A 20334-nucleotide genomic window follows, 5' to 3' on the forward strand; every position below is an offset into this window, starting at 1 on the left:
ATATTCAAAAAGGTGCTGCCCCTGGTCGTGCCCACGCCCTTCGGTGGGGTTGCGTCCATGGGCCTGCTGGCCGGTGACGGCCACAGCGGCAAGCTTGACCGGAGCGCGGGGTCAGCCAGCTCTGCGCGCTTTTCTGACCCCTACGGTCTGGCTCTGAGCGCAACGGGCGTGTTGTTTGTCGCCGATGGTGGCGACAACAACAGCATCCGCCGCGTCTTGCCCAGTGGTGAGGTCAGCAACTGGGCCGGCAGCGGGGTGGAGGGCTGGCGGGACGGCCCGGCCGCGCAAGCGGCGTTCCACACCCCCAGCGGCTTGGCGCTGGACCGCCAGGGCAATCTCTTCGTCGCGGATACCGGCAATCACCTGATTCGCAAAATCACGCCCGAAGGTGTGGTCAGCACTCTGGCCGGTGATGGCCAAGCCGGCTGGCGCGACGGCCCGGCCAATCAGGCCCGCTTCAATGGCCCACTAGGTGTGGCGGTGGACGGCCAAGGCCGCGTCTACGTGGCGGACAGCTATAACGACCGCATTCGCGTCATCTCACCGCAGGGCCAGGTCAGCACCCTGGCCGGTGGCATGCCTGGTTATCAGGACGGGCAGGGCGAGCAAGCCCGCTTCGATATGCCCACCGCCTTGGCGCTGGATGCGCAGGGCCAGTTGTGGGTGAGCGATGCGCGTAATAACGCCCTGCGCCGCATCACGCCCGAGGGCCAGGTCAGTACCTTGCTGCGCACCGACCCTGACTTGCCTGCCGATCAAGACAAACCCTTGTGGCGGCCGATGAGTATTGCGGTGGCGCATGACGGCTTTTTGTATGTGGGCGTGCAAAGAAACGGCGCCTTGCTGCAGGTGTCGCCGGCCGGTGAGGTACATGTATTGAGCCGTGGCCCCAGCGTTCGCTTTAGCCGCATCACCGGCTTGGCGCTGGACCCGGCCGGGCCGGTCTATTTGGCAGACGCTGCCAGCTACCGGGTGCACCGCCTCTTGCCGCAAATGCCCTCGGCGGAATTGCCGAACTCGACGTTGGCGGCCGGTGCGGGTGCCGTTGCTGGCATCGGCCCGGCCAGTGATCTGGCCTTGCCGGCCACCGCGCAGCGTTGGCCCGTGCGGCCGCAGCTGGGCTGGCATGAGGTGGTAGGCACGCCCGGCGAGGTGCGCGGCAATTACCGCGGCGAGAGCCGCGACCATCTGCACGAAGGCCTGGATGTGCGCGGCGATGTGGGCAGTGAGGTGCTGGCAATTGCCGACGCCAAAGTGGCCAGCCCGCTGGCGACCTGGGCCTTTGGCGCCCAGGGTGAGGGCTTGGCCCTGGACCGCTTGAGCTATATCCATATGAAGGTGGGGCGTGACGCCAAGGGCCGGGTCTTCGATCCAACGCGCTTCCTGCTGCAAGTCAACGAGGCGGGCAAGCCTGAGCGCATGCGGGTGCGGCGCGGCACCCGTTTCGCGGCGGGCGACAAGCTCGGCAGCATCAACAGCATGGCCCATGTGCATCTGGCTTTGGGTGTCGGTGGCTACCAGCTCAATCCCCTTCAGCTGGGCTTTGCGGGTATGCGGGACACGGTGGCACCTGTGATCGAGGCGGTGGCGCTTTACGACGCCTCGGGTCGCAAGCTGGGCGCGCCTGAGCCAAAACCCGCCAAGCCCGCTAAGCCTGGCAAGGGTAGCAACAAAGCGCAAGCACAGGCCCAGGCCCAGGCCCAGGCCCAGGCCCAGGCCCAGGCCCAGGCCCAGGCCAAACTACCCGCTCGTTTGCAAGTTCAGCGAGACGAGGCGGGGCTGCAGATCGTGGTGGAAGCCTGGGATCAGGTGGACGACAACGAGCCGCGCCGCCGCTTAGGCCTGCACAGCCTGGGCTATCAAGTCCTGTTGCCCGATGGCCTGCCTGCGCCCGGTTTTGAGCAGCCCCGCATGACGCAGAACTTCGACCGCATGCCGGTGGACGACGAGGCAGTGAAGCTGATTTATGCACCCAGCAGCGGCATCACCGTGCATGGCGCAGCCGTGACCCGCTTCCGTTATGTGGCGACGAACACGGCCATCGGGGGTCAGGTCTCAACAGGGCGCTGGTTGACCCGCGACTTGCCTCCGGGGGACTACATCTTGCGCATCTACGCTCAGGATTTTTCAGGCAATAAAGCGTTGCGGGGCCGGGATGTGGCTCTGACCTTGTTCTAGGCCACGGCCTAACTTGGCCGGGCCTCTAGAATCAGATTTGAATTCGAGTTTTTCACCGGTTTTCATTCACTTTTTATGGGAGTTTTCATGGCATCTGAACAACAAGACGACAGTCAACGCGCCGCTCTGTGGATCGTCGGCCTGGTGGTGGCTGCAGTGCTGCTGGTGCTGCTGGGTCGCATCGTGTTCAATCAAATGCATCGTGGCTCGGCCGCGCCCGCCGCTGTGGCGCAAGTCGAAGAAGTTGAGCTGATCGACATCCCGTTGAACGGCGATTTGGTCGGCACCGTGTTCTTCGCCACCGCCGAGTACAGCGTGCCGGCCGAGGCCGCTGCCGATCTGGCCAAGGCCATCGAAGTGCTGCTGGCTGCGCCTGGCCGCAAGATCGTGATCGCCGGCTTCCATGACGCCAGCGGTGACCCAGCCAAGAACGTGGCACTGGCCAAGGCCCGCGCTGTGGCAGCCCGCAATGCCTTGAAGGATGCCGGCGTGGAATCTGCTCGCGTGCTGTTGCGCAAGCCTGAGTCGACTTTGGCTGACGGCCCGGCCGAGCAAGCCCGCCGTGTGGAAATCCGTTTGATCGACTGAGTGTTGAGCTTTCTCGCTGTCGAGTTGGCCGTGCATGCAGTCGACTCGCAGCCAGGAACAAAAAAGCCACCCTCGGGCGGCTTTTTCTTTTCTTGCAGCTGGCTTGGCTGCTTGCTTAAGCCGGTATCAAGCCTTGACCAGCAAGGGCTTGGCCCCTTCCGCACGCTCTTGCACCTGACCCAGCACCGTGGCCTGGGCAAAGCCGTGGCGGGCGAAGATGGCCAGCACCTCGGGCAGGCAAGCTGGGTCGCAAGACACCAGCAGGCCGCCGCTGGTTTGCGGGTCGCTCAGCAGGGCTTGCGGGATGCCGCTCAACTCAGGCGCTAGCTCGATCTCGTGGCCATAAGCGGCCCAGTTGCGACCGGAGGCACCGGTGACAAAGCCCTGGCTGGCCAGATCGGCCACGCCAGACAACAGCGGCACTTGCGGCCAATCGATCTGCACTTGCAGGCCCGAGCCGCGCGCCAGCTCCAGCGCATGGCCGGCCAGGCCGAAGCCGGTGACGTCGGTCAGCGCATGCACGCCGTCCAAGGCCGCGAGGTCCGGCCCGGGGGTGTTGAGCTGCGTCGTGGTGGCCATCATCAAGGCATAGCCTTCTGAAGAGAGGGCCTCCTTTTTCAGCGCCGCGGACATGATGCCCACGCCCAACGGCTTGCCCAGCACCAGCACATCGCCCGGCCGCGCATCGGCATTGCGCTTGACCTTGCCAGGGTGAATCAGACCCATGGCGACCAGGCCGTAAATCGGTTCCACCGAGTCGATGGTGTGGCCGCCGGCAATCGGGATGCCCGCGGCGCGGCAGACGCTGGCGCCGCCTTCCAGAATGCGGCCGATGGTGGCGGTTGACAGCACATTGATGGGCATGCCCACCAGGGCCAGTGCCATGATGGGCCGCCCGCCCATGGCATAGACATCGCTGATGGCATTGGTGGCAGCAATGCGGCCAAAGTCGAAGGGGTCGTCGACGATGGGCATGAAGAAGTCGGTCGTGGCGATCAGCGCTTGCTCGTCGTTGAGGCGGTAGACGGCGGCGTCATCGGCCGTTTCAATGCCCACCAGCAGCTCAGGTGGTACCGGCATGGCCGTGGTGCCGCGCAGGATCTCGGACAAGACGCCCGGCGCGATCTTGCAACCGCAGCCGCCGCCGTGCGACAAGGAGGTGAGGCGGGGTTCGGTTTTGTGATTGGACTCAGTCATGGGGTAGGGGCGCAAAAAGCTATTGCCCAAAATGTAGCAGTGCCCAGCGAAGGCCTGCCAGATGAGTTCCAATACCGGGCTTCCAGCGAAATTTACTCAAACGAGGATTCCCATGACATCGACTTCTTCCCTGCGCCGCAGCCTTCTCCAAGCCCTGCTGGCCAGCACGGTGCTGGCTTTGCCGGCGATGGCTCAGACGACGGTGTTCCGCGTGACCGCCATTCCCGATGAATCGCCCACCGAGTTGGCCCGCAAGGCCGCACCCTTGGTGCGTTATCTGGAGCAGCAACTCGGCGTCAAGGTCGAGTTCACCCCGGTCAGCGACTACGCGGCGGCGGTTGAAGCCCTGGTCAATAAAAAGGTGGATCTGGCTTGGTTCGGCGGCTTCACTTTTGTGCAGGCCAACACCCGCTCGGGTGGCAAAGTGATTCCGCTGGTGCAGCGCGAGGAAGACACCAAGTTCCGCTCGGTCTTCATCACCGCCGAGCCCGGTATCAAGAGCCTGGCCGATTTGAAGGGCAAGGATGTGTCCTTCGGCTCCGCCAGCTCCACCTCCGGCCATCTGATGCCGCGCAGCTTCATCTTGCAAGCCGGCCTGAGCCCGGAGCGCGACTTCCGCCGTGTGGCCTTCAGCGGCGCGCATGACGCAACCATCGCCGCAGTGGCCGCCGGCAAGGTGCAGGCCGGTGCCTTGAACATCTCGGTGTGGGACAAGTTTGTGGCCGAGAAGAAGGTCGATACCGAGCGTGTCAAGGTTTTCTACACCACGCCCGCTTACTTTGATTACAACTGGACCGTGCATGCCGATATGCCCGCCGCCCAGCGCGAAAAGCTCAAGGCGGCTTTCCTGAAGCTCAGCCCCGACACGGCCGAAGGCAAGGAGATTCTGGACTTGCAACGCGCCAGCCGTTTCATTCCTACGCAAGCCGAAAACTACAAGGGCATCGAGGCCGCTGCCCGCAGCGCCAATCTGCTGTGATGATGCAGCGTTGAGGATGGCGATGCCGATATTGGATCTGCAGGGCGTGCAGGCCAGCCCGCAGGGGCGGACGGCCTCACAGGCTGACGTGCTGCGCGGGCTGAACCTGCGCGTGGAGCCGGGCGAGCAACTGGCTCTAATCGGCCCCTCGGGCGCTGGCAAGACCACCTTGCTGCAATTGCTGGCCGCAGCTTTGCCGCCGCGGGGTGGTCAGCTGCGTGTCGCAGGCCAGGATCCTTGGGCTTTGACGTCGAAGGCCTTGAAGGCCTTGCGGGGCCAGCTGATCCTGGCTCCGCAGACGCCACCCTTGCCGCCGCGCCAGCGGGTGGTCACAGCCGTGCTGGCCGGGCGCCTGCCCAGCTGGAGCTTGGCTGCCAGCCTGATCTCGCTTTTCGCTCCGCGCGATTTGCCGGCCGCGCATGCGGCCCTGGCCCGCTTTGATCTGGCCGACAAGTTGTTTGAGCGGGTGGATCGCCTCTCTGGCGGTGAGCGCCAGCGGGTGGCGCTGGCCCGCGTCTTGGTGAGCCCGGCGCGGCTGTGGTTGCTGGACGAGCCGCTGTCGGCCCTGGACCCGCAACGTGCCAAGCAAGCCTTGCAGGCATTGAGCGATGAGGCGCGCGAGCGTGGCGTTAGCCTGCTGGCCTCTTTGCACCATGTGGAGCTGGCGCTGGCGCATTTCCCGCGTGTGGTGGGCTTGCGCGAGGGTCAGGTCTTGTTCGACCTGCCTGCGGCCGAAGTCAGCCCGGCCTTGCTGCGCGAGCTTTACGCTCAGCATGAGGATGAGTTGCTGGCGCCGGCCGCAGCCTTGCCTTCGCTGCAGCCGGTGGACGCGCTGGCGCAGGGCGCCGCCACCCAGGTGGTCTACCCATGCCGTTGAGTCTGCGCCAGCCGCCTGTCGGGGCTTCGACACTGCCCTTGCAGGATCCCGCCTGGCGCGGCCGCTTGCTGGGTCTGGCCTTTGCGGCCTTGCTGCTCTGGCCGATGCTGCAGCTGAGCGAGTTCAAGCCCTGGACACTGCTGGACGCCGACAACTTGCGGGTCACCGGGCGCTTTCTGGCCGACTTTTTCCCGCCCGCCCACAGCCCAGAGTTTTTGCTGATGCTGGCCCGCGAGGCCTGGCGCACCGTGGCCATGGCCACTGCCGGCTTGGCCCTGGGCCTGCTCTTGGCCGTGCCGCTGGCGCTGCTGGCGACACGGGTGCTGTCGGTCTCGGCCTTGAGCGGGCGCATGGCTTGGGGCAGTGCGTTGCTGCGCCAAGCGGTGCGTGGCTTGCTGGTGCTGCTGCGCAGCGTGCCTGAGCTGGTGTGGGCCTTGATCTTCGTGCGCGTGGTGGGCTTGGGGCCGACTGCCGGGGTGCTGGCGATTGCGCTGAGCTACGCCGGCATGCTTGGCAAGGTCTACGCCGAGGTGCTGGAAAGCGGTGACGCCACGCCCACCCAGGCCTTGCTGCGCAATGGCAGCGGCCGCTTGCAGGCCTTCTTCTTTGCCTTGCTGCCGCAGAACGCGGCGGAGCTGAGTTCCTACACCGTCTACCGCTGGGAATGCGCGATCCGCTCCTCCGTCGTTTTGGGCATGGTGGGTGCGGGTGGCTTGGGTCAGCAGCTGGATTCGGCCATGAAGATGTTCAGCGGTGGCGAGGTGTCGGCCATTCTGCTGGTGTTTGTGCTGCTGGTGGCCCTGGCCGATGGCCTGGGTGTGTGGCTGCGGCGGAGCTTGGCATGAGCATGAATCAAGCGCTATTGACCATGCCCGCGGCACTTCGGCGCGCACGCCGCCAAGCCATGCTGCTGGTGCTGGCGCTGCTGGTCTTGGTGCTGGCCAGTTTTTGGTCGCTGGACTTGCAGTGGGGCCAGATGTTTTCGGCCGGCTCGGCCCAAAGCATGGGGCGCTTTGTAGGCGAGTTTTTCCCGCCCGACTTGAGCCCGGACTTTTTGCGCCGCGTGCTGTGGGCCGGGGTGGAGACCTTGGCCATGTCGGCCCTGGGCACATTGCTGGCCGTATTGGCGGGTCTGGTCTTGGCCCTGGGCGCCGCGCATCCGCCCGAGTTGGCGGGTCAGCCCTCCCAATGGCTGCGCCGCCCGCTGCGCTGGCTGCTGAACGCCTTGCGTGCCATTCCTGAGCTGGTGTGGGCCAGCTTGCTGTTGATTGCGGCTGGCTTGGGGCCCATGGCCGGCACCTTGGCGCTGGCGGCGCACACCTCGGGCGTCTTGGGGCGCTTGTTTGCTGACGCGCTGGAGAACGCGCCGGCCGACTCCGCCCGCGCTTTGCGCAACCAAGGCCTGGGCGGCTTGAAGGTGTTTTGCTACGCCAGCCTGCCGGAGGTCTTGCCGCAGCTGATCAGCTACAGCCTCTATCGCTGGGAAAACAATATCCGCGCCGCCGCCGTGCTGGGCGTGGTGGGGGCGGGCGGCCTGGGGCAGATGTTGTCTTTCCATCTGAGCCTGTTCCAGATGGGGAAGACGGCCACGCTGGTGGGCGCGATGCTGATTCTGGTTTTGTTGGTGGATGCGGCGAGTGATCGGCTGCGTAAGGCGCTGGCCTGAGGCTCGGACTCTGAATACTGAACCAGCTCGGCGCATGTTCTGGGTGTTTTGGGCGGCCGTTGTGAGCGGCCGCCTCCATCCACTGACTTAGATCTTCGACTGAAGCCGCCCAATCACCCGGCCACCTTGGCCGGTCGCGTTGGTGGCAGGCCACCGCAAAGCTCGGTGCGGCCGGGGTTGTGCACATACCAGCCACCGCGCTTGCGGCGTGCGTCCAGCAGCTGCGCCCAGCTCTTGCTGTCGCTGCGCATCACTTGCAGGGCAGGGCGCTCAGAACCTGGCATGTCGGCCAATAAGCGTGCTGATTGGATGGCGACACGCTGCTCGGGCTTGTCGTAAAAGCCCATGGCGGCACTGCCACGCGGCAGGCTGGCCAGCAAGTCCATGCCCTTGAGCACGCGGCCCACCACGGTGATGTTGAGGTCCAGGGCGCGCGGGGCGTGGCCGATGATGGCGTAAAGCTCCGCGCCGGTGCTGGAGTCTGCCGCCTCATTGCGGCCAGCCCCCACCATGCCGTAGCAGTGCGCCAGCCAGGCCTTGTTTTGCTTGGGCGCAGCGGCCACGGGGAAGCCGTCCACAAAACCCGTGACCGGCGCCCAGCCATCGGCCTCGGCCATGCGGGTCAAGGGCAGGCCACGATAAGGAACACTGAACTCGGCCGGAATCTTGGCGCTGGCTGCACCCAGGCTTCGGGCCTTGGCTGGGTCATCGCCGTCCGGGTCGCCCCACTGAGTGACGAAGTTGTCTTGCACCCGCACGATGGCCAGGCCGTCGTAATAGCCTTGCTGCGCCAGGCTGCGGATATTGGCCACATGGCGCGGCGCAAAGCGCGGCGCCAGCTCGATCAAGACCTGACCCTGGGGCAAGGTCATCGCCACGGTGTTCTGCGGATCCAGATCGCGCCAATCACTGTCGGGCGACTGGCTGATCACTTCGCTGCTGCTCAGTGGCTTGGCCTTGTTGGTGCTGGGAGACTTTGATTTGGTCTTTGCGTTGTGCTTTGTCAGCGAGGCGCTCTTGTCCGTCGCGGCCTGCGCCGGGCTTGGCGCCGTGATGGCCAAGAGCAGGGCGGCTGCGGCGGCTGCGCTCAACGCTGCTGTGTGAATGGCTCGTAAGCAGAAGGGTGCCGGTTGAAACGCGGCGTGGGTCTTGGGCATGACGGCGGTTCTCCTTTGGGGCCGCAGCATACGTGCTGCGGCCGTGCGGCACCAGTTGCTTGATACGCCTAGCGTCGCTGCGCCAGCGCGCCGGCAATGGCCGAATGCCTGGCTTGCACAAAGGACGCGAACCGCAGTCTGTTGAACGGGCATGGAGATGCCCGAGTCCACGACGCGCAGGCCTGTGCTGTCGAAAAAAAACCGCGGACTGTACCGCGGTTTTGTTGTGGTCGATCGGCTTCAGCGAAATCAGTCCGCCTTGCGCCGCCGTGTCAGAGTCGGCGCAAAGGCCGCAAAAAGGCCCAGACCCAGCAGGGCATAGCTATTGGGCTCGGGAATCTGATTGCAGCTATTGTTGCCGCCGGTGGGGCTGTTAACGGCAACGCAGGCATCTTGGAATTGCACGCCGCTTAGGAACTCCGCATTGCGGCCCACCAGGTCTCGCTCATTGGCGCCGGCTCCGAACCAGACTTGTGAGACACCGGCGCCAACAGCCTGAAAGTTCAGGGTCAGCAGGACGAAGCTGTCGTCTGTTTGCACCGCAGCCAAGTCATCGTCGGTCAGCGGGTTATCTGGGTCGACCAGGTTAGAGAATGCGAACAGATCGAACGAGTTGGGTGACCCTGGTACCGCCGGAATGTCTGTCCAGGGGCCGCCTAGGCCAGCACCCAGGCTGTAGCTGACGGCTTGGAGTTGGGCCGGGTTGAAGTAGATGTTCAGATCGAACACCGAAACAATCTCGCTGCCCAGGCCGGTGATCTTGACGTCCAAGGAGAAGGTGTTGCCCACCAGTTGGGAGGACACGACAGGGCTGAGGCTGAGCACCGGTGCCGCCTGCGCACCCGAGACCAGCAAGACCAGCGCACTAGCGGCGATGGCAAGTGTTTTCATCTTCATTTCAAACTCCTTGAGGTAACAGCTTGATTCAAGTCGCAAGTGACTCACATGTGGATGGAGGGTTAGTTCGCTGCGCAGTTGCTACGAGTGCATTTGAAGGTGCAGGCGCGCACATCGCGTGCATCGATGCGGCCGTCGCCATTGCCATCGCGGGTATCGCCGGCGGTAGGCGTTTGGCCGATGCCGGCGCGGATCAGGGCCAGGTCGATGGTGTCCACATCGCCGTCTGAATCCACATCGCAGGCGCTGATCTTGGCGCTGATGGTCAGGTCGTACAGCAGGGGCGAGTCGTTGCTGGTGTTGGCATTCAAACGGGTCAAGACCTGAATGAAGCGGCCGCTGGCCGTGAAGGGCACATTCTTGCTGGCGGTCTGATAGGGCAACGCGGGCAGGTTGGCCGCTAGATCGGCGCTGCGGTACTGGACGATGACGGCGCCACCTGCGGGAACTGAATCGGTCCAGTTGATGCGATCCCAAGCGGCGCCAGCAGCGCCGCCGTCATGGGTCACCGTCCAGGTTCCTGTGGGCGTGGTGGAGTTGCGTGCGGCAAATCCGGCGGCATCGCTATAGGTGTAAGGCACGCTGCCGACGGGGAAGGTACCGAGTGGTGCACCGTCACTGCCACGGTATTTGTGTACCCGGTTGGAGCCGTAGCCGATCTGGAAGATGTCATTGTTGGCGTCTACCTGGATGCCGACGGAGTAGGCGCCGCCAGCTTGCAGTGGCGCTGTCCACAAGGTGACCCCTGCTGGCGAGACCTTCTGCACGGTGTTGGTTCCGGCAATGATGTTGCCGGAACCATCAACGACGATGCCTGCTGAGCTCACGCCTAGCCCGCCGATCGCTGCGGAGGTATTGGTAGCGGGGTCAAAAACGCGGTTGTTGCTGCCGGTATAGACCTTGTCATTGCCCAAAGCAATGCCGTACATGCCGCCCGGGAAAGAGGCGACGGTATAGGGGCCGGTGTTGCTAGCGGTGTTGCTGATCTTGCCCAGGGGGCCGCCCAGCGAGGCACTCCAGAGCACACCGTTCTTGTCGATCAAGCAGCCATAGGGCTGCCACGAGCCAGAGCTCGGCTGACCCGCCGTCGGTGTGGTCTGCACCGGCCCGGCCAACACGCTGCCATCGGCAGAGCTGTATTTGTAATAGCGCTGTGTATTGAACATGCCTACCCACAGATTGCCATCGGTGCCAATGCACAAGGCCCGGCCGAGGCCATTCTGATCGCCGACCTGCACGGCCCAGGCGATGCGCTCATCGGTGATTTCGTTGTCATCGATTTGGCCGTTGCCGTTGGTGTCGGCCATGGGCAGCGGTACCGCACCGGTCGAGGTGTCCATGATGCCGTTGCCATTGCGGTCGATAAAGCCTTCGCTCAGCAGCTTCAGCAGCACCGGCTTGCGGTTGGCAAACCAGCGGTTCAGCACATAGGCATTGCCGTTGATGTCCACCGCGGTGCGCGATGGTGCGGGGCCCGAGTAGGCGTCGCCCAGATGGTTGATATGGCCTGCTTGACCGGCCGGCCCGAACCAAGTGCGGTAGCGGGCCAGTTCGACGTTGGCATTGGTGTCGAACTTGCTCACGGTGTCTTCGCCGGCATTGGCGATCCACATCACAGGAAACGTTGTCCCCGTGGTGTTCAGTTGCAGTTGATTGTTGTTGGGTGCGGTGTGATTGACGCCGGACAGAATGCCCAGATCGAAATCAGCGTCCAGCGTGTAGGTCTTGGATGCGGCATTGGCGCCAGTACAAAGGCTGAGCGCCGTGAGCAGCCCGATGGCCAGTGAGGCGTCACGGGTGGCGCTGCGAATCTGGCGGCTTGTGGGCCTTGAAGCAGTGGTGTTCATGGTGAGATCCTTGTCGTCGCCGGACTCGCTCGTGAAAGCGGCCTGGCTGGGTTGGTTTAAAGCTCAGCCTGATCAGCGCGCCAGCAGGGCCACAGGCCGCACCGAATGTTCCATGTCATGCGAGGCATGCTGCGCCAGTGCCTCGGTCTTGTTGCCTTGCAGGTCCACTTGGTAGAGCAGCGAGGTGCCACTGCGCAAGCTGGCAAAGATGATGTGGCGCCCGTCGCTGCTCCATTTCGGATCGAAATCCTCTGCAGGGTGGTGGCTGAGGTTGCGCAACTCGCTGCCGTCGAGCTTCATGGTGTGAATGTCGGTGCGCGTGCCGGCGGGGTCATCACGGGTGCTGGAGAAAACCAGGTACTGGCTGTCGGCTGACCAGCGGGGTGATTCGTGCGAGGCCACGACGTCGGCAGTGAGGTCGGTGGATTGAGCCGTGTCGACATCGGTGACGATCAGGTGTGAGCGCTTCTCGCGTAGATCGGCAACCCAAACGACCTTCTTGCCATCGGGGGACAACTCAGCCCAAGCCGCGCCGCGTGGCGCGAATTTGCTGCTCAGCTCCTTCAAGCCACTGCCGTCATGCTGGACGACGAATGCCTGGGTGCGACCTTTGGCATCTTGGCCCAGAAAACACAGCCGTTTGCCGTCGGCAGACCAGCTTGCTGGCGCTGGTCCCATGGACGTGCTAGGGCCCGCGACGGTGGTGCTTGTGCGGGTTTGGAGATTGACCAGGCGCAGCACAGATTTACCGCTTTGCAAATCCAAGGCAAAGAACGCCAGTGATCGGCCATCCGGCGACCAGCTGGGCGCCATCTCAGCATCCGCTCCCGTGGAGATACGCTGCTGTGCGGAGCCGTCGCCGTTCATGGTGTAAACCACGGGGCGGCCCGCTTCTCGCGCCACAAAGGCCAAACGACCATCGCTGGCCAAAGCGGGTTGGGCATAGAGCGACTTGCCTTGGGTGAGGACCTGCTCACGCCCCTGGCTGTTTTGGATCCAGATTTGCGGGTCGCCACCGCGCAGGGACACATAGGCCACACTCGCCATCGATGCGCCAGCGACACCCGCTGCACCGGCAACAGCGCCGCTCGCGGGCTCACTCGCTTGGCCAAGCGTCGCGCCTGCTAGCAAGGCAGCTGCAGTAGCCACTCGGTTGAGTCGATTTCGAGGCTGCCAGCTCAAGAGTTGCGTTCGCCAAGACTGCATCATCGCGGCCTCACTGAGTCACGATGAAATTGGTGCTGGCCAAGGCCTTGCCCGAGCTGTCCAGAACACTCAGCTTGTGGGGCCCGGCCATGCTGGCGGGGATCCGGTAGCTGAGCGTGCCCGCCGGGGTGACCATGACCGAAAACTGGGACTCGACGCCATTGGGTGCCTGCATGGCGATCGACACCGCGGTGTTCGGCGGGTAACCGCGGCCTTCAAAAACCGCGCCCTTGGCGGCCTGCACCAGCGATGGTCCGGCCAAGCTGGGGGCGGGGGCTTTGGCAATCGCAATGCCTTGCGCCGAACACAGCAGCGGCAGGCAAACAAGAGTTAAGGCCGCGGCCTGACGAGCGCGCTGGCTCAAGGGGCGGACGAACTGAAATTCCATGGCGAACTCCTACGTATTTCGAACCGCAACTGCGACCGCAGCGACAGCGCAGCCATCGTGCGACTTCAAAAGCGATCCGGCAATCGCACAAAGCAAGAAATCACCTTGATACCCCGTGATTGAGGGGGGGTAAAAACCTTCGGTTCGATGAAGGAAATGCGAGGCATTTGCGTTCAGTGGCGCGATAGCGATGAAGTCCGAACAGAAGTCCTTGCGCGAGGACCTTCAGTTTTGGATGTGCCAGTCCTTCCATCTGTGTCTGAGCCCTTGATGGACGCGTCGCTCGCCTGTCATCTTGGCGGCAGCTGCAAGCTCGGTTGGCACCGTCTAGCGCCGCGCGTGGGCGCCGGCCAGGACCTTGCTCAGGCGTTACGGACTGGCCCATTGCCTACAATGCTCTATGGCTTTTGTACATCTGCGCACGCACACCGAATTTTCCGTCGTTGACGGCACCCTTAGAACCGATGATGCGGCGGCTGCCGCGGCCAAAGACGGGCAAGTGGCGCTGGCCATTGCTGACCTGGCCAATATGTTCGGCGGCATCAAGTTTTACAACGCCTGCCGCAAGAAGGGCGTCAAGCCGATTCTGGGCGCCGACTGCTGGCTGGAGCCCGAAGGCTCGGACAAGAACCCCTCCCGCTTGCTGTTGCTGGTGCAGAACAAACAGGGCTATCTGAACTTGTGCGAGTTGCTCTCGCGCGGCTGGATTCAGAACGTGCAGCGCAATCAGGCCTGCTTGAAATGGGAGTGGCTGCGTGAGTTGAACGAGGGCTTGATTTGCCTCTCGGGTGCGCAGTTTGGCGGTCTGGGTGCGGCGCTGCTGGCGGGTGACAAGCCGCGCGCTCTGGAATGGGCGCGGCGCTTCACCGAGATTTTCCCGAATCGCTTCTACATCGAGTTGCAACGCGCCGGCCTGGCCGGCCAAGAGGCCTTGGTGCAAGCCAGCGTGCCTTTCGCCGCCGAGCTGCAATTGCCGGTGGTGGCCACCCACCCGATCCAATTCCTGGGCGAGGACGATTTCGAGGCCCATGAGGCGCGCGTGTGCGTGGCCGAAGGCGAAACCCTGGCCAACCCCAAGCGCATCAAGCGCTTCCTGCCGGGCCAGTATTTCCGCAGCCAGGCCGATATGGAGGCGCTGTTTGCCGACATTCCCTCGGCCATCGCCAACACGTTGGAGATTGCCCGCCGCTGCTCCATCAGCCTGGTGCTGGGCAAGCCGCAGCTGCCCAACTTCCCGACGCCGCTGCTGGAAGACGGCGTCACGCCGATGCCGATGGAGCAGTACTTCCGCCAGCTCTCCTACGAGGGCCTGGAAGATCGGCTGAAGATGCTTTACCCGGACGAGGCCAAGCGCGAGGCGCAGCGCGCGCGCTATGTCGAGCGGCTGGAATTCGAGCTGGGCACCATCATCAAGATGGGCTTCCCCGGCTACTTCCTGATCGTGGGTGACTTCATTAAGTGGGCCAAGCTCAATGGCTGCCCGGTGGGGCCGGGCCGGGGTTCGGGTGCCGGTTCGCTGGTGGCCTATGTGCTCTTGATTACCGACCTGGACCCGCTGCAGTACAACCTGCTGTTCGAGCGCTTCTTGAACCCTGAGCGGGTTTCCATGCCCGACTTCGACATCGACTTCTGCCAGGGCAATCGCGACCGGGTGATCGATTACGTCAAGCGCAAATACGGCCTGCCGGCGGTGAGCCAGATTGCCACCTTCGGAACCATGGCGGCCAAGGCGGCGCTGCGCGACATCGGCCGCGTGCTGGGCATGGGTTACGGCCAGGTGGACGGCATCGCCAAGCTGATTCCGGCGCCTCCGGGCAAGACGGTCACACTGGCCAAGCTGCCCGAGAACTTCGACCCGGACAAAGAAAAAGTCATATACGCCCGCCACGAGGCGCCCGAGATCAATGAGCGCGAGGCCCAAGAGGAAGAAGTGGCCGAGCTGCTCAAGCTGGCCGCTCGCGTCGAAGGCATGGTGCGCAATATCGGCATGCACGCTGGGGGCGTGCTGATTGCGCCGGGCAAGATCACCGACTTCTGCCCGCAGTATCAACAGCCCGGCAGCACCAGCGCGGTGAGCCAGTACGACAAGGACGACGTTGAAGCGATCGGCCTGGTCAAGTTCGACTTTTTGGGCCTGGCCACGCTGACCATTTTGGAGCTGGCCAAGGATTTCATCGTTGCCCGCTACCCCGATCAGAAGAGCTTTGCGTTTGAGACCATCCCGCTGGATGACCGCCGCACCTACAAGCTCTTCTCCGACGGCTTGACGGAAAGCGTGTTCCAGTTTGAATCCCCCGGCATGCAGCGCATGTTGAAGGATGCCAAGCCTTCGCGCCTGGAAGACCTGATTGCGCTGAATGCGCTGTATCGACCCGGCCCTATGGACCTGATCCCCACCTTCGTCGCGCGTAAGCATGGCAAGGAGGTGGTGGAGTATCCGCACCCGCTGACCGAGCCGGTGCTGGCCGAGACCTACGGCATCATGGTCTATCAGGAGCAGGTGATGCAGACCGCCCAGGTGCTGGGCGGCTACAGCCTTGGCGGCGCCGACATGTTGCGCCGCGCCATGGGTAAGAAAAAGGCCGAGGAGATGGCCGAGCACCGCGCCATCTTCCGCAAGGGCGCGGCCGTCAACGGCTTGGATGAGAAGCAGGCCGACGATGTGTTCGACCTGATGGAAAAGTTCGCGGGCTACGGCTTCAACAAGTCGCACGCTGCTGCTTACTCACTGCTGGCCTATCACACCGGCTGGCTGAAGGTGCATTACACGGCGGAGTTCTTCGCCGCGAATATGACCATCGAAATGGACGACACCGACAAGCTCAAGGTCTTGTTGAATGACGCCAAGCTGTTCGGCATCGACTTCGAGCCGCCTAACGTCAATCTGGGTGTGCACCGCTTTGAGCCCATCATGCCCGGCGACGGCGTGTTCCCGAACTGGGCGCAACCCACCGTCAGCAGTGCGCGGCCCAAGCGCATCAACTATGGCCTGGGCGCCATCAAGGGCACCGGCAAGGGGGCGATCGATTCCATCGTTGCCAAGCGCACCGAAGGCGGGCCGTTCAAGAGCTTCTTCGACTTCTGTTCGCGCATCGACCGCAAGGCCTGCAATAAGCGGGTGGTCGAAGCCCTCATCAAGGCCGGCGCCTTTGACAGCCTGGAGCCCGACCGCGCCCGCTTGCTGGCCAGCGTGGCGCGTGGCTACACCCATGCCGAAACCTTGGAGGCCAATGCCGACCAGGGCGGCTTGTTCGACTTTGGCGATAGCCATGCTTCCAGTACCGCCGAGCCCGATTTGGTGGATGTGCCGAGCTGGAGCATCAAGGAACGGCTGACGCTGGAGAAGACCGCCATCGGCTTCTACCTCAGCGGCCATTTGTTCGACCAGAGCGGCGAAGAAGTCCGCCGCATGGTGCGCCTGCGCATTGCCAACTGCACCGAGATCCGCGAACCGGTGCAGGTGGCCGGCATCGTCAGCGATCTGCGCATCATCAACGGCAACCGCGGCCGGGTGGCGCTGTTCAAGCTCGACGACAAGAGCGACTCCATCGAATGCGTGGCCAATGAAGAGCTGCTCAACAGCGCCAAGGAGTTGCTGGTGGATGACGAGCTGCTGATCATGCGCGGCAAGGTGCAGATGGACCGCTTCTCGGGCGGCTTCCGCATGAATGTGCTGGAGGTGATGGACCTGGCCAGCGCACGCGCCCGCAATGGCAAGCATTTCTATGTGCCGGTGCGCACGGCCCTGCCGCCGCTGCAAGACGTCGTTAAACAATGGCCGGCCAAGCGGGTGGAAACCGAGGCCGGCACCTTGATCCAGGGCTTGAAGATCGTCACCCATCACTTCTTGACCGGCGAGCAAGAGGGCGCCGAGTTCAGGATTGATCTCGGCGAAGAAAGCCGCTTCTGGCCTTGTGATGAGGCGCTGGCCCGCTTGGCGCAACTCAGTAGCAGCGCTGCTGCAGCGGCGGCTAAGCAGGCGCCCGCTGCGGCCATGCCGCCAGCGCAGATTGCCTACGAGTAAGCGCGCGAAAGCATTTGATGGCGGGCGCGCTGAGCCGGCGTCAAATGCGCCGCACCCTCAGTTCTTTCGCCTGCTGGCCTGACTCGATAAATTGCTTGGGTGAAGCTGCGTGACCTAGAACAAGGGCCCGGCTTACCCTGCTTTTCCGGGCGATTGGCGCGCAAATTCAGCGATGATGGCTTGCATAGCCATTCATCCACCCTGTGCAGAACACGCCAAGCCCCGACTCCGCTCCGACTGCTCGGACAACACCCGCCACCGGTCTGATCCTGACCGGCGGCGGCGCGCGTGCGGCCTATCAGGTCGGCGTGCTGGCTGCTCTGGCGCAGCTTCGGCGTGATGCGGGTTTGGCCGGCCCAACGCCGTTCCCCATCGTGGCCGGCACCTCGGCCGGTGCCATCAATGCCGGCACCTTGGCCTGCTATGCCGACGACTTTGATTCCGCCGTGGATGGCTTGGTGCATCTGTGGCAGAACCTGCATGTGGAAGACATTTACTGCGCAGATGCCTTTGGTGTGATTCGCACCGGCGCGCGCTGGATGACCATGATGAGCCTGGGCTGGGCGGTGGCGCGCTGGCGCCGCACCCGGCCACGAAGCTTGCTGGACAACTCACCGCTGGGTGAACTGCTGCACAAGTGGATCAAGATGGACCGGGTCGAGCAGATGCTGGCTGACGGCCATATGCGGGCCTTGGCGATCAGCGGTTCGAGCTACACCTCGGGCCACCATGTGACCTTTTATCAAGCCAGAGAGGCGGTCACGCCCTGGTTTCGCTCGCAACGCATTGCCACGCCCACCAAGATCTCGGTGGAGCATCTGCTGGCGTCCTCGGCCATTCCCTTCATCTTTCCAGCCCAGCCGCTGACGCTGGGTAAAAAGATGGAGTGGTTTGGCGATGGCTCGATGCGCCAGAGCGCGCCCATTTCGCCCGCCGTGCATCTGGGGGCCGAACGGGTGCTGGTGATTGGTGCCGGCCGCATGAATGAGCCCGAAGGCGAGGAAGAGCGCCGCACCCTGGTGGAGGGCGCGCCCAGCATGGCGCAAATTGCTGGGCACGCTTTATCGAACATCTTTTTGGATGCGCTGGCAGTGGACGTTGAGCGCCTGCAGCGCATCAACAACACGCTATCTCTGTTGCCCGCCAGTGCGCGCGAAAACACGCCGTTGCGGCCGATTGATGTGATGGTGATCGCGCCCAGCCGCCGCCTGGATGAGTTGGCGGCCGAGCATCAGGGCGCTTTGCCGCCCGCCATCAAAGGCCTGCTTCGCAGTGTGGGTGTGGCCGGTGAGGGCAAAGGCGCCAGCGGCTCGGCGCTGACCAGCTATTTGCTGTTCGAGCCGCCCTTCACCAATGAGCTGATCAATCTGGGCATGAGCGACACGCTGGCCCGGCGAACCGAAGTTCAACGCTTCTTTGGCTGGCCGACCCAGCCGCCGCAGATCGATGCGGCGGCCATGCGCCGCCGGCGCGGCGGCTTTGTGGAAGCGGCCGGCTTGGCGAGCGAGCCGGCACGGGTGTAGCCGCAATACCTGCTCGCCTTGCTCGGCAAACCAGGTTCAATTCACCCAGCTATTCACTCGCCGTTTTGCGCTCGCACCATCGCGGCATAGGCGCCGTCGCGGGCCAGCAGTTCGGTGTGGGTGCCGCTTTCGGTGACGCGGCCCTGGCTCATCACCTGAATGGTGTCCGCCGCGCGGATGGTGGACAGGCGGTGTGCAATCACGATCAGGGTCTTGCGGCCCTGCCATTGCTCCAGGGCTTGTTGCACGGCGCGCTCGCTCTCGGTGTCCAGCGCCGAGGTGGCTTCGTCGAAGACCCAGATCGGCGCGTCGCGATACAGCGCCCGGGCAATCGCCAGACGCTGGCGCTGGCCGCCTGAGAGCTTGCTGCCGTTGGCACCGACCAGGGTGTCTAGGCCTTGCGGCAGCTCTTTTTGCACAAAGTCCCACAGATGGGCAGCGCGCAGGGCTTGCTCCAGCTTGGCGTCGTCGCGCGGCTGGGCGTAGGCGATGTTGTCGGCCACCGAGGCGTCAAACAGCACGATGTCTTGCGAGACCACCGCAAACTGCTGGCGCAGATTGCCCTTCTTCAATTCGTTGATGGGCACGCCGTCCAGCAAGACCTGACCCTGATCCGGCTCACCGAAGGCCAGCAGCAGGTGGATGATGGAGCTTTTACCCGCGCCTGAGCTGCCAACCAGGGCTGTGGTCTGGCCGGCCTTGAAGTGCATAGTCAGGCCGTTCAAGGCCGGGCGCTCGGCGCCGGGGTATTGCAGACGCACGTCTTGCAAGGCCAGCTCGCCACGCACCTTACTCAGCGTGCGCTGGCCGTGGTCAGGCTCGGCCGGCATGTCCATGATGCTCAGGCAGCCGCGCGCGATCACCAAGGCGTTGGTGATGGGGGGCATCAAGTCGCTGAGGTGGCGCAGGCGCGAGGTCAGCAAGAGCAGGGCGGTGATGAAGGCGGCAAACTCGCCCACGCCGGTATTGGCCTGGCGCGCTTGCAGCAAGGCCAGGCAGATGATGACCGACAGGCCCACGCTGGCAATCAGCTGCGAGAGCGGCTGACTCAGCGCGCCGGCGGCGGCCGTCTTCAAGGCATTGCGCTGCACTTCCTCGGCCAAGCCCTTGAAGGCCGCGCGCTCATGGTCGGCGGCATCGAAGCTGCGCACCACGCGCCAGGCGCGGGTCACATCGTCGACCTTGTTGACCAAGTGCAATTGCGCGTCATAGGTCTTGCTGCCCATGCGGCGGATGCGTTTGTTAACTTGCTGCACGACCCAGGCCATGGCCGGCGTCGTCACGAGCGACATCAGGGTCAGCTGCCAGTTCAAGAAGAACAGATAGCCCAGCATGGCCAGGGCAGGCAAGCCGTCGCGCAAGATGCTCAGCATCGGGCCGCTGAGCATGGACATGATTTGCTGCGGGTCGTTGACCACCTTGGTCACTGCGGTGCCCGGCTGCAAGCTGGTGAAGACGCGGGCGTCGGCACGGACCAGGGCGTCGAACAAGGCGGCGCGGAAATCCATCACCGAACGCGTGACCGTCCAGTTCAGCAGGTACTGGCCCAGAAAGCCAAACAGGCCGCGCAGGGCGAACAGGGTGATCAAAACGACCGGCACCCACCAGACCGAAAAGGACTGCTTGGCAAAGCCATCGCCAAACACGTTCTTGATCAGCGCGGGGATCAGCGGCTCGGTCGCCGCCAGGCCCAGATAGGCCAAGACGGTCAGCACAACGCCCCATTTGTAAGGCTTGACGTAGACGGACAAGCGCCGTGCGATGGGTCGCAGGTCGGAAGAATCTTCACTCATAGCCGGCCATTGTC

15 protein-coding genes are annotated in these 20334 nt (G+C 63.8%); 8 read left to right on the top strand and 7 right to left on the bottom strand.

Annotated features, from left to right (window positions below; all coding sequences use genetic code 11):
• The first annotated feature begins 12 nt into the window (after positions 1-12).
• Both AABB87_RS08080 and AABB87_RS08085 read left to right on the top strand, forming a co-directional pair.
• On the top strand, positions 13-2178 hold the full coding sequence (locus tag AABB87_RS08080) for an NHL repeat-containing protein (RefSeq protein WP_341970762.1): 2166 nt from the start codon (positions 13-15) through the stop codon (positions 2176-2178).
• Between the two features lie 87 nt (positions 2179-2265).
• Entirely contained in the window at positions 2266-2766 is a 501-nt protein-coding gene (locus tag AABB87_RS08085; RefSeq protein WP_341970763.1) for an OmpA family protein, read from the top strand.
• 126 nt (positions 2767-2892) lie between these two features.
• On the opposite strand, the gene selD is transcribed toward AABB87_RS08085, so the two are convergent.
• Positions 2893-3963: a selenide, water dikinase SelD gene (gene selD / locus AABB87_RS08090; RefSeq protein WP_341970764.1), complete on the bottom strand. Its 1071-nt coding sequence runs from the start codon at positions 3961-3963 to the stop codon at positions 2893-2895.
• Between the two features lie 112 nt (positions 3964-4075).
• Here selD and AABB87_RS08095 point away from each other — a divergent pair, with 112 nt between their 5' ends.
• From AABB87_RS08095 to phnE, 4 genes are read left to right on the top strand one after another with little or no spacing between them, the layout of a single operon-like run.
• Positions 4076-4942, top strand: a complete 867-nt coding sequence (locus AABB87_RS08095; protein WP_341970765.1) for a putative selenate ABC transporter substrate-binding protein — start codon at positions 4076-4078, stop codon at positions 4940-4942.
• A gap of 22 nt (positions 4943-4964) precedes the next feature.
• Positions 4965-5819, top strand: a complete 855-nt coding sequence (locus AABB87_RS08100; RefSeq protein WP_341970766.1) for a phosphonate ABC transporter ATP-binding protein — start codon at positions 4965-4967, stop codon at positions 5817-5819.
• The gene (locus AABB87_RS08105; RefSeq protein WP_341970767.1) at positions 5810-6664 is read left to right on the top strand and encodes a PhnE/PtxC family ABC transporter permease; all 855 of its coding nucleotides are present in this window, start codon (positions 5810-5812) and stop codon (positions 6662-6664) included. The genes AABB87_RS08100 and AABB87_RS08105 overlap by 10 nt, the downstream gene beginning before the upstream one ends.
• 2 nt (positions 6665-6666) lie before the next feature.
• A complete protein-coding gene (gene phnE, locus AABB87_RS08110; RefSeq protein WP_341970960.1) occupies positions 6667-7485 on the top strand; it encodes a phosphonate ABC transporter, permease protein PhnE in 819 nt (272 codons plus the stop codon).
• A gap of 113 nt (positions 7486-7598) precedes the next feature.
• Here phnE and AABB87_RS08115 read toward each other — a convergent pair whose 3' ends face one another.
• The 5 genes from AABB87_RS08115 to AABB87_RS08135 form a co-directional block, all read right to left on the bottom strand.
• The gene (locus tag AABB87_RS08115; protein ID WP_341970768.1) at positions 7599-8642 is read right to left on the bottom strand and encodes a peptidylprolyl isomerase; all 1044 of its coding nucleotides are present in this window, start codon (positions 8640-8642) and stop codon (positions 7599-7601) included.
• A gap of 249 nt (positions 8643-8891) precedes the next feature.
• Positions 8892-9539 carry a PEP-CTERM sorting domain-containing protein gene (locus AABB87_RS08120; RefSeq protein WP_341970769.1) on the bottom strand — a complete coding sequence of 216 codons (648 nt, stop codon included), beginning with the start codon at positions 9537-9539 and terminating at the stop codon, positions 8892-8894.
• Between the two features lie 62 nt (positions 9540-9601).
• Positions 9602-11386 (bottom strand): dockerin type I domain-containing protein, encoded by a 1785-nt coding sequence (locus AABB87_RS08125; protein ID WP_341970770.1) that lies wholly within the window; start codon positions 11384-11386, stop codon positions 9602-9604.
• 72 nt (positions 11387-11458) lie between these two features.
• Positions 11459-12433 (bottom strand): TolB family protein, encoded by a 975-nt coding sequence (locus AABB87_RS08130; protein ID WP_341970771.1) that lies wholly within the window; start codon positions 12431-12433, stop codon positions 11459-11461.
• A 169-nt stretch (positions 12434-12602) separates the two neighbouring features.
• Positions 12603-12980, bottom strand: coding sequence for a hypothetical protein (locus tag AABB87_RS08135; protein WP_341970772.1), 378 nt, complete (start codon positions 12978-12980; stop codon positions 12603-12605).
• A gap of 400 nt (positions 12981-13380) precedes the next feature.
• On the opposite strand from AABB87_RS08135, the gene dnaE reads away from it, so the two are divergent.
• Positions 13381-17004, top strand: a complete 3624-nt coding sequence (gene dnaE / locus AABB87_RS08140) for a DNA polymerase III subunit alpha (protein ID WP_341970773.1) — start codon at positions 13381-13383, stop codon at positions 17002-17004.
• A gap of 203 nt (positions 17005-17207) precedes the next feature.
• Positions 17208-18527, top strand: a complete 1320-nt coding sequence (locus tag AABB87_RS08145; RefSeq protein ID WP_341970774.1) for a patatin-like phospholipase family protein — start codon at positions 17208-17210, stop codon at positions 18525-18527.
• Between the two features lie 53 nt (positions 18528-18580).
• Here AABB87_RS08145 and msbA read toward each other — a convergent pair whose 3' ends face one another.
• A complete protein-coding gene (gene msbA / locus AABB87_RS08150; protein WP_341970775.1) occupies positions 18581-20320 on the bottom strand; it encodes a lipid A export permease/ATP-binding protein MsbA in 1740 nt (579 codons plus the stop codon).
• Between the last annotated feature and the right edge of the window lie 14 nt (positions 20321-20334).

Origin of the sequence: Roseateles sp. PN1, from assembly GCF_038419725.1 — a bacterium.
In the GTDB taxonomy this organism is placed as follows: domain Bacteria; phylum Pseudomonadota; class Gammaproteobacteria; order Burkholderiales; family Burkholderiaceae_C; genus Paucibacter_A.

Bases quoted from the DNA above. Each gene is read 5' to 3' on its own strand.
- phnE (WP_341970960.1), top strand. From the start codon at position 6,667: ATGAATCAAGCGCTATTGACCATGCCCGCGGCACTTCGGCGCGCACGC.
- AABB87_RS08105 (WP_341970767.1), top strand. From the start codon at position 5,810: ATGCCGTTGAGTCTGCGCCAGCCGCCTGTCGGGGCTTCGACACTGCCC.
- AABB87_RS08130 (WP_341970771.1), bottom strand. From the start codon at position 12,433: ATGGCGAGTGTGGCCTATGTGTCCCTGCGCGGTGGCGACCCGCAAATC.
- dnaE (WP_341970773.1), top strand. From the start codon at position 13,381: ATGGCTTTTGTACATCTGCGCACGCACACCGAATTTTCCGTCGTTGAC.
- msbA (WP_341970775.1), bottom strand. From the start codon at position 20,320: ATGAGTGAAGATTCTTCCGACCTGCGACCCATCGCACGGCGCTTGTCC.
- AABB87_RS08085 (WP_341970763.1), top strand. From the start codon at position 2,266: ATGGCATCTGAACAACAAGACGACAGTCAACGCGCCGCTCTGTGGATC.
- selD (WP_341970764.1), bottom strand. From the start codon at position 3,963: ATGACTGAGTCCAATCACAAAACCGAACCCCGCCTCACCTCCTTGTCG.
- AABB87_RS08120 (WP_341970769.1), bottom strand. From the start codon at position 9,539: ATGAAGATGAAAACACTTGCCATCGCCGCTAGTGCGCTGGTCTTGCTG.
- AABB87_RS08095 (WP_341970765.1), top strand. From the start codon at position 4,076: ATGACATCGACTTCTTCCCTGCGCCGCAGCCTTCTCCAAGCCCTGCTG.
- AABB87_RS08135 (WP_341970772.1), bottom strand. From the start codon at position 12,980: ATGGAATTTCAGTTCGTCCGCCCCTTGAGCCAGCGCGCTCGTCAGGCC.
- AABB87_RS08125 (WP_341970770.1), bottom strand. From the start codon at position 11,386: ATGAACACCACTGCTTCAAGGCCCACAAGCCGCCAGATTCGCAGCGCC.
- AABB87_RS08115 (WP_341970768.1), bottom strand. From the start codon at position 8,642: ATGCCCAAGACCCACGCCGCGTTTCAACCGGCACCCTTCTGCTTACGA.
- AABB87_RS08100 (WP_341970766.1), top strand. From the start codon at position 4,965: ATGCCGATATTGGATCTGCAGGGCGTGCAGGCCAGCCCGCAGGGGCGG.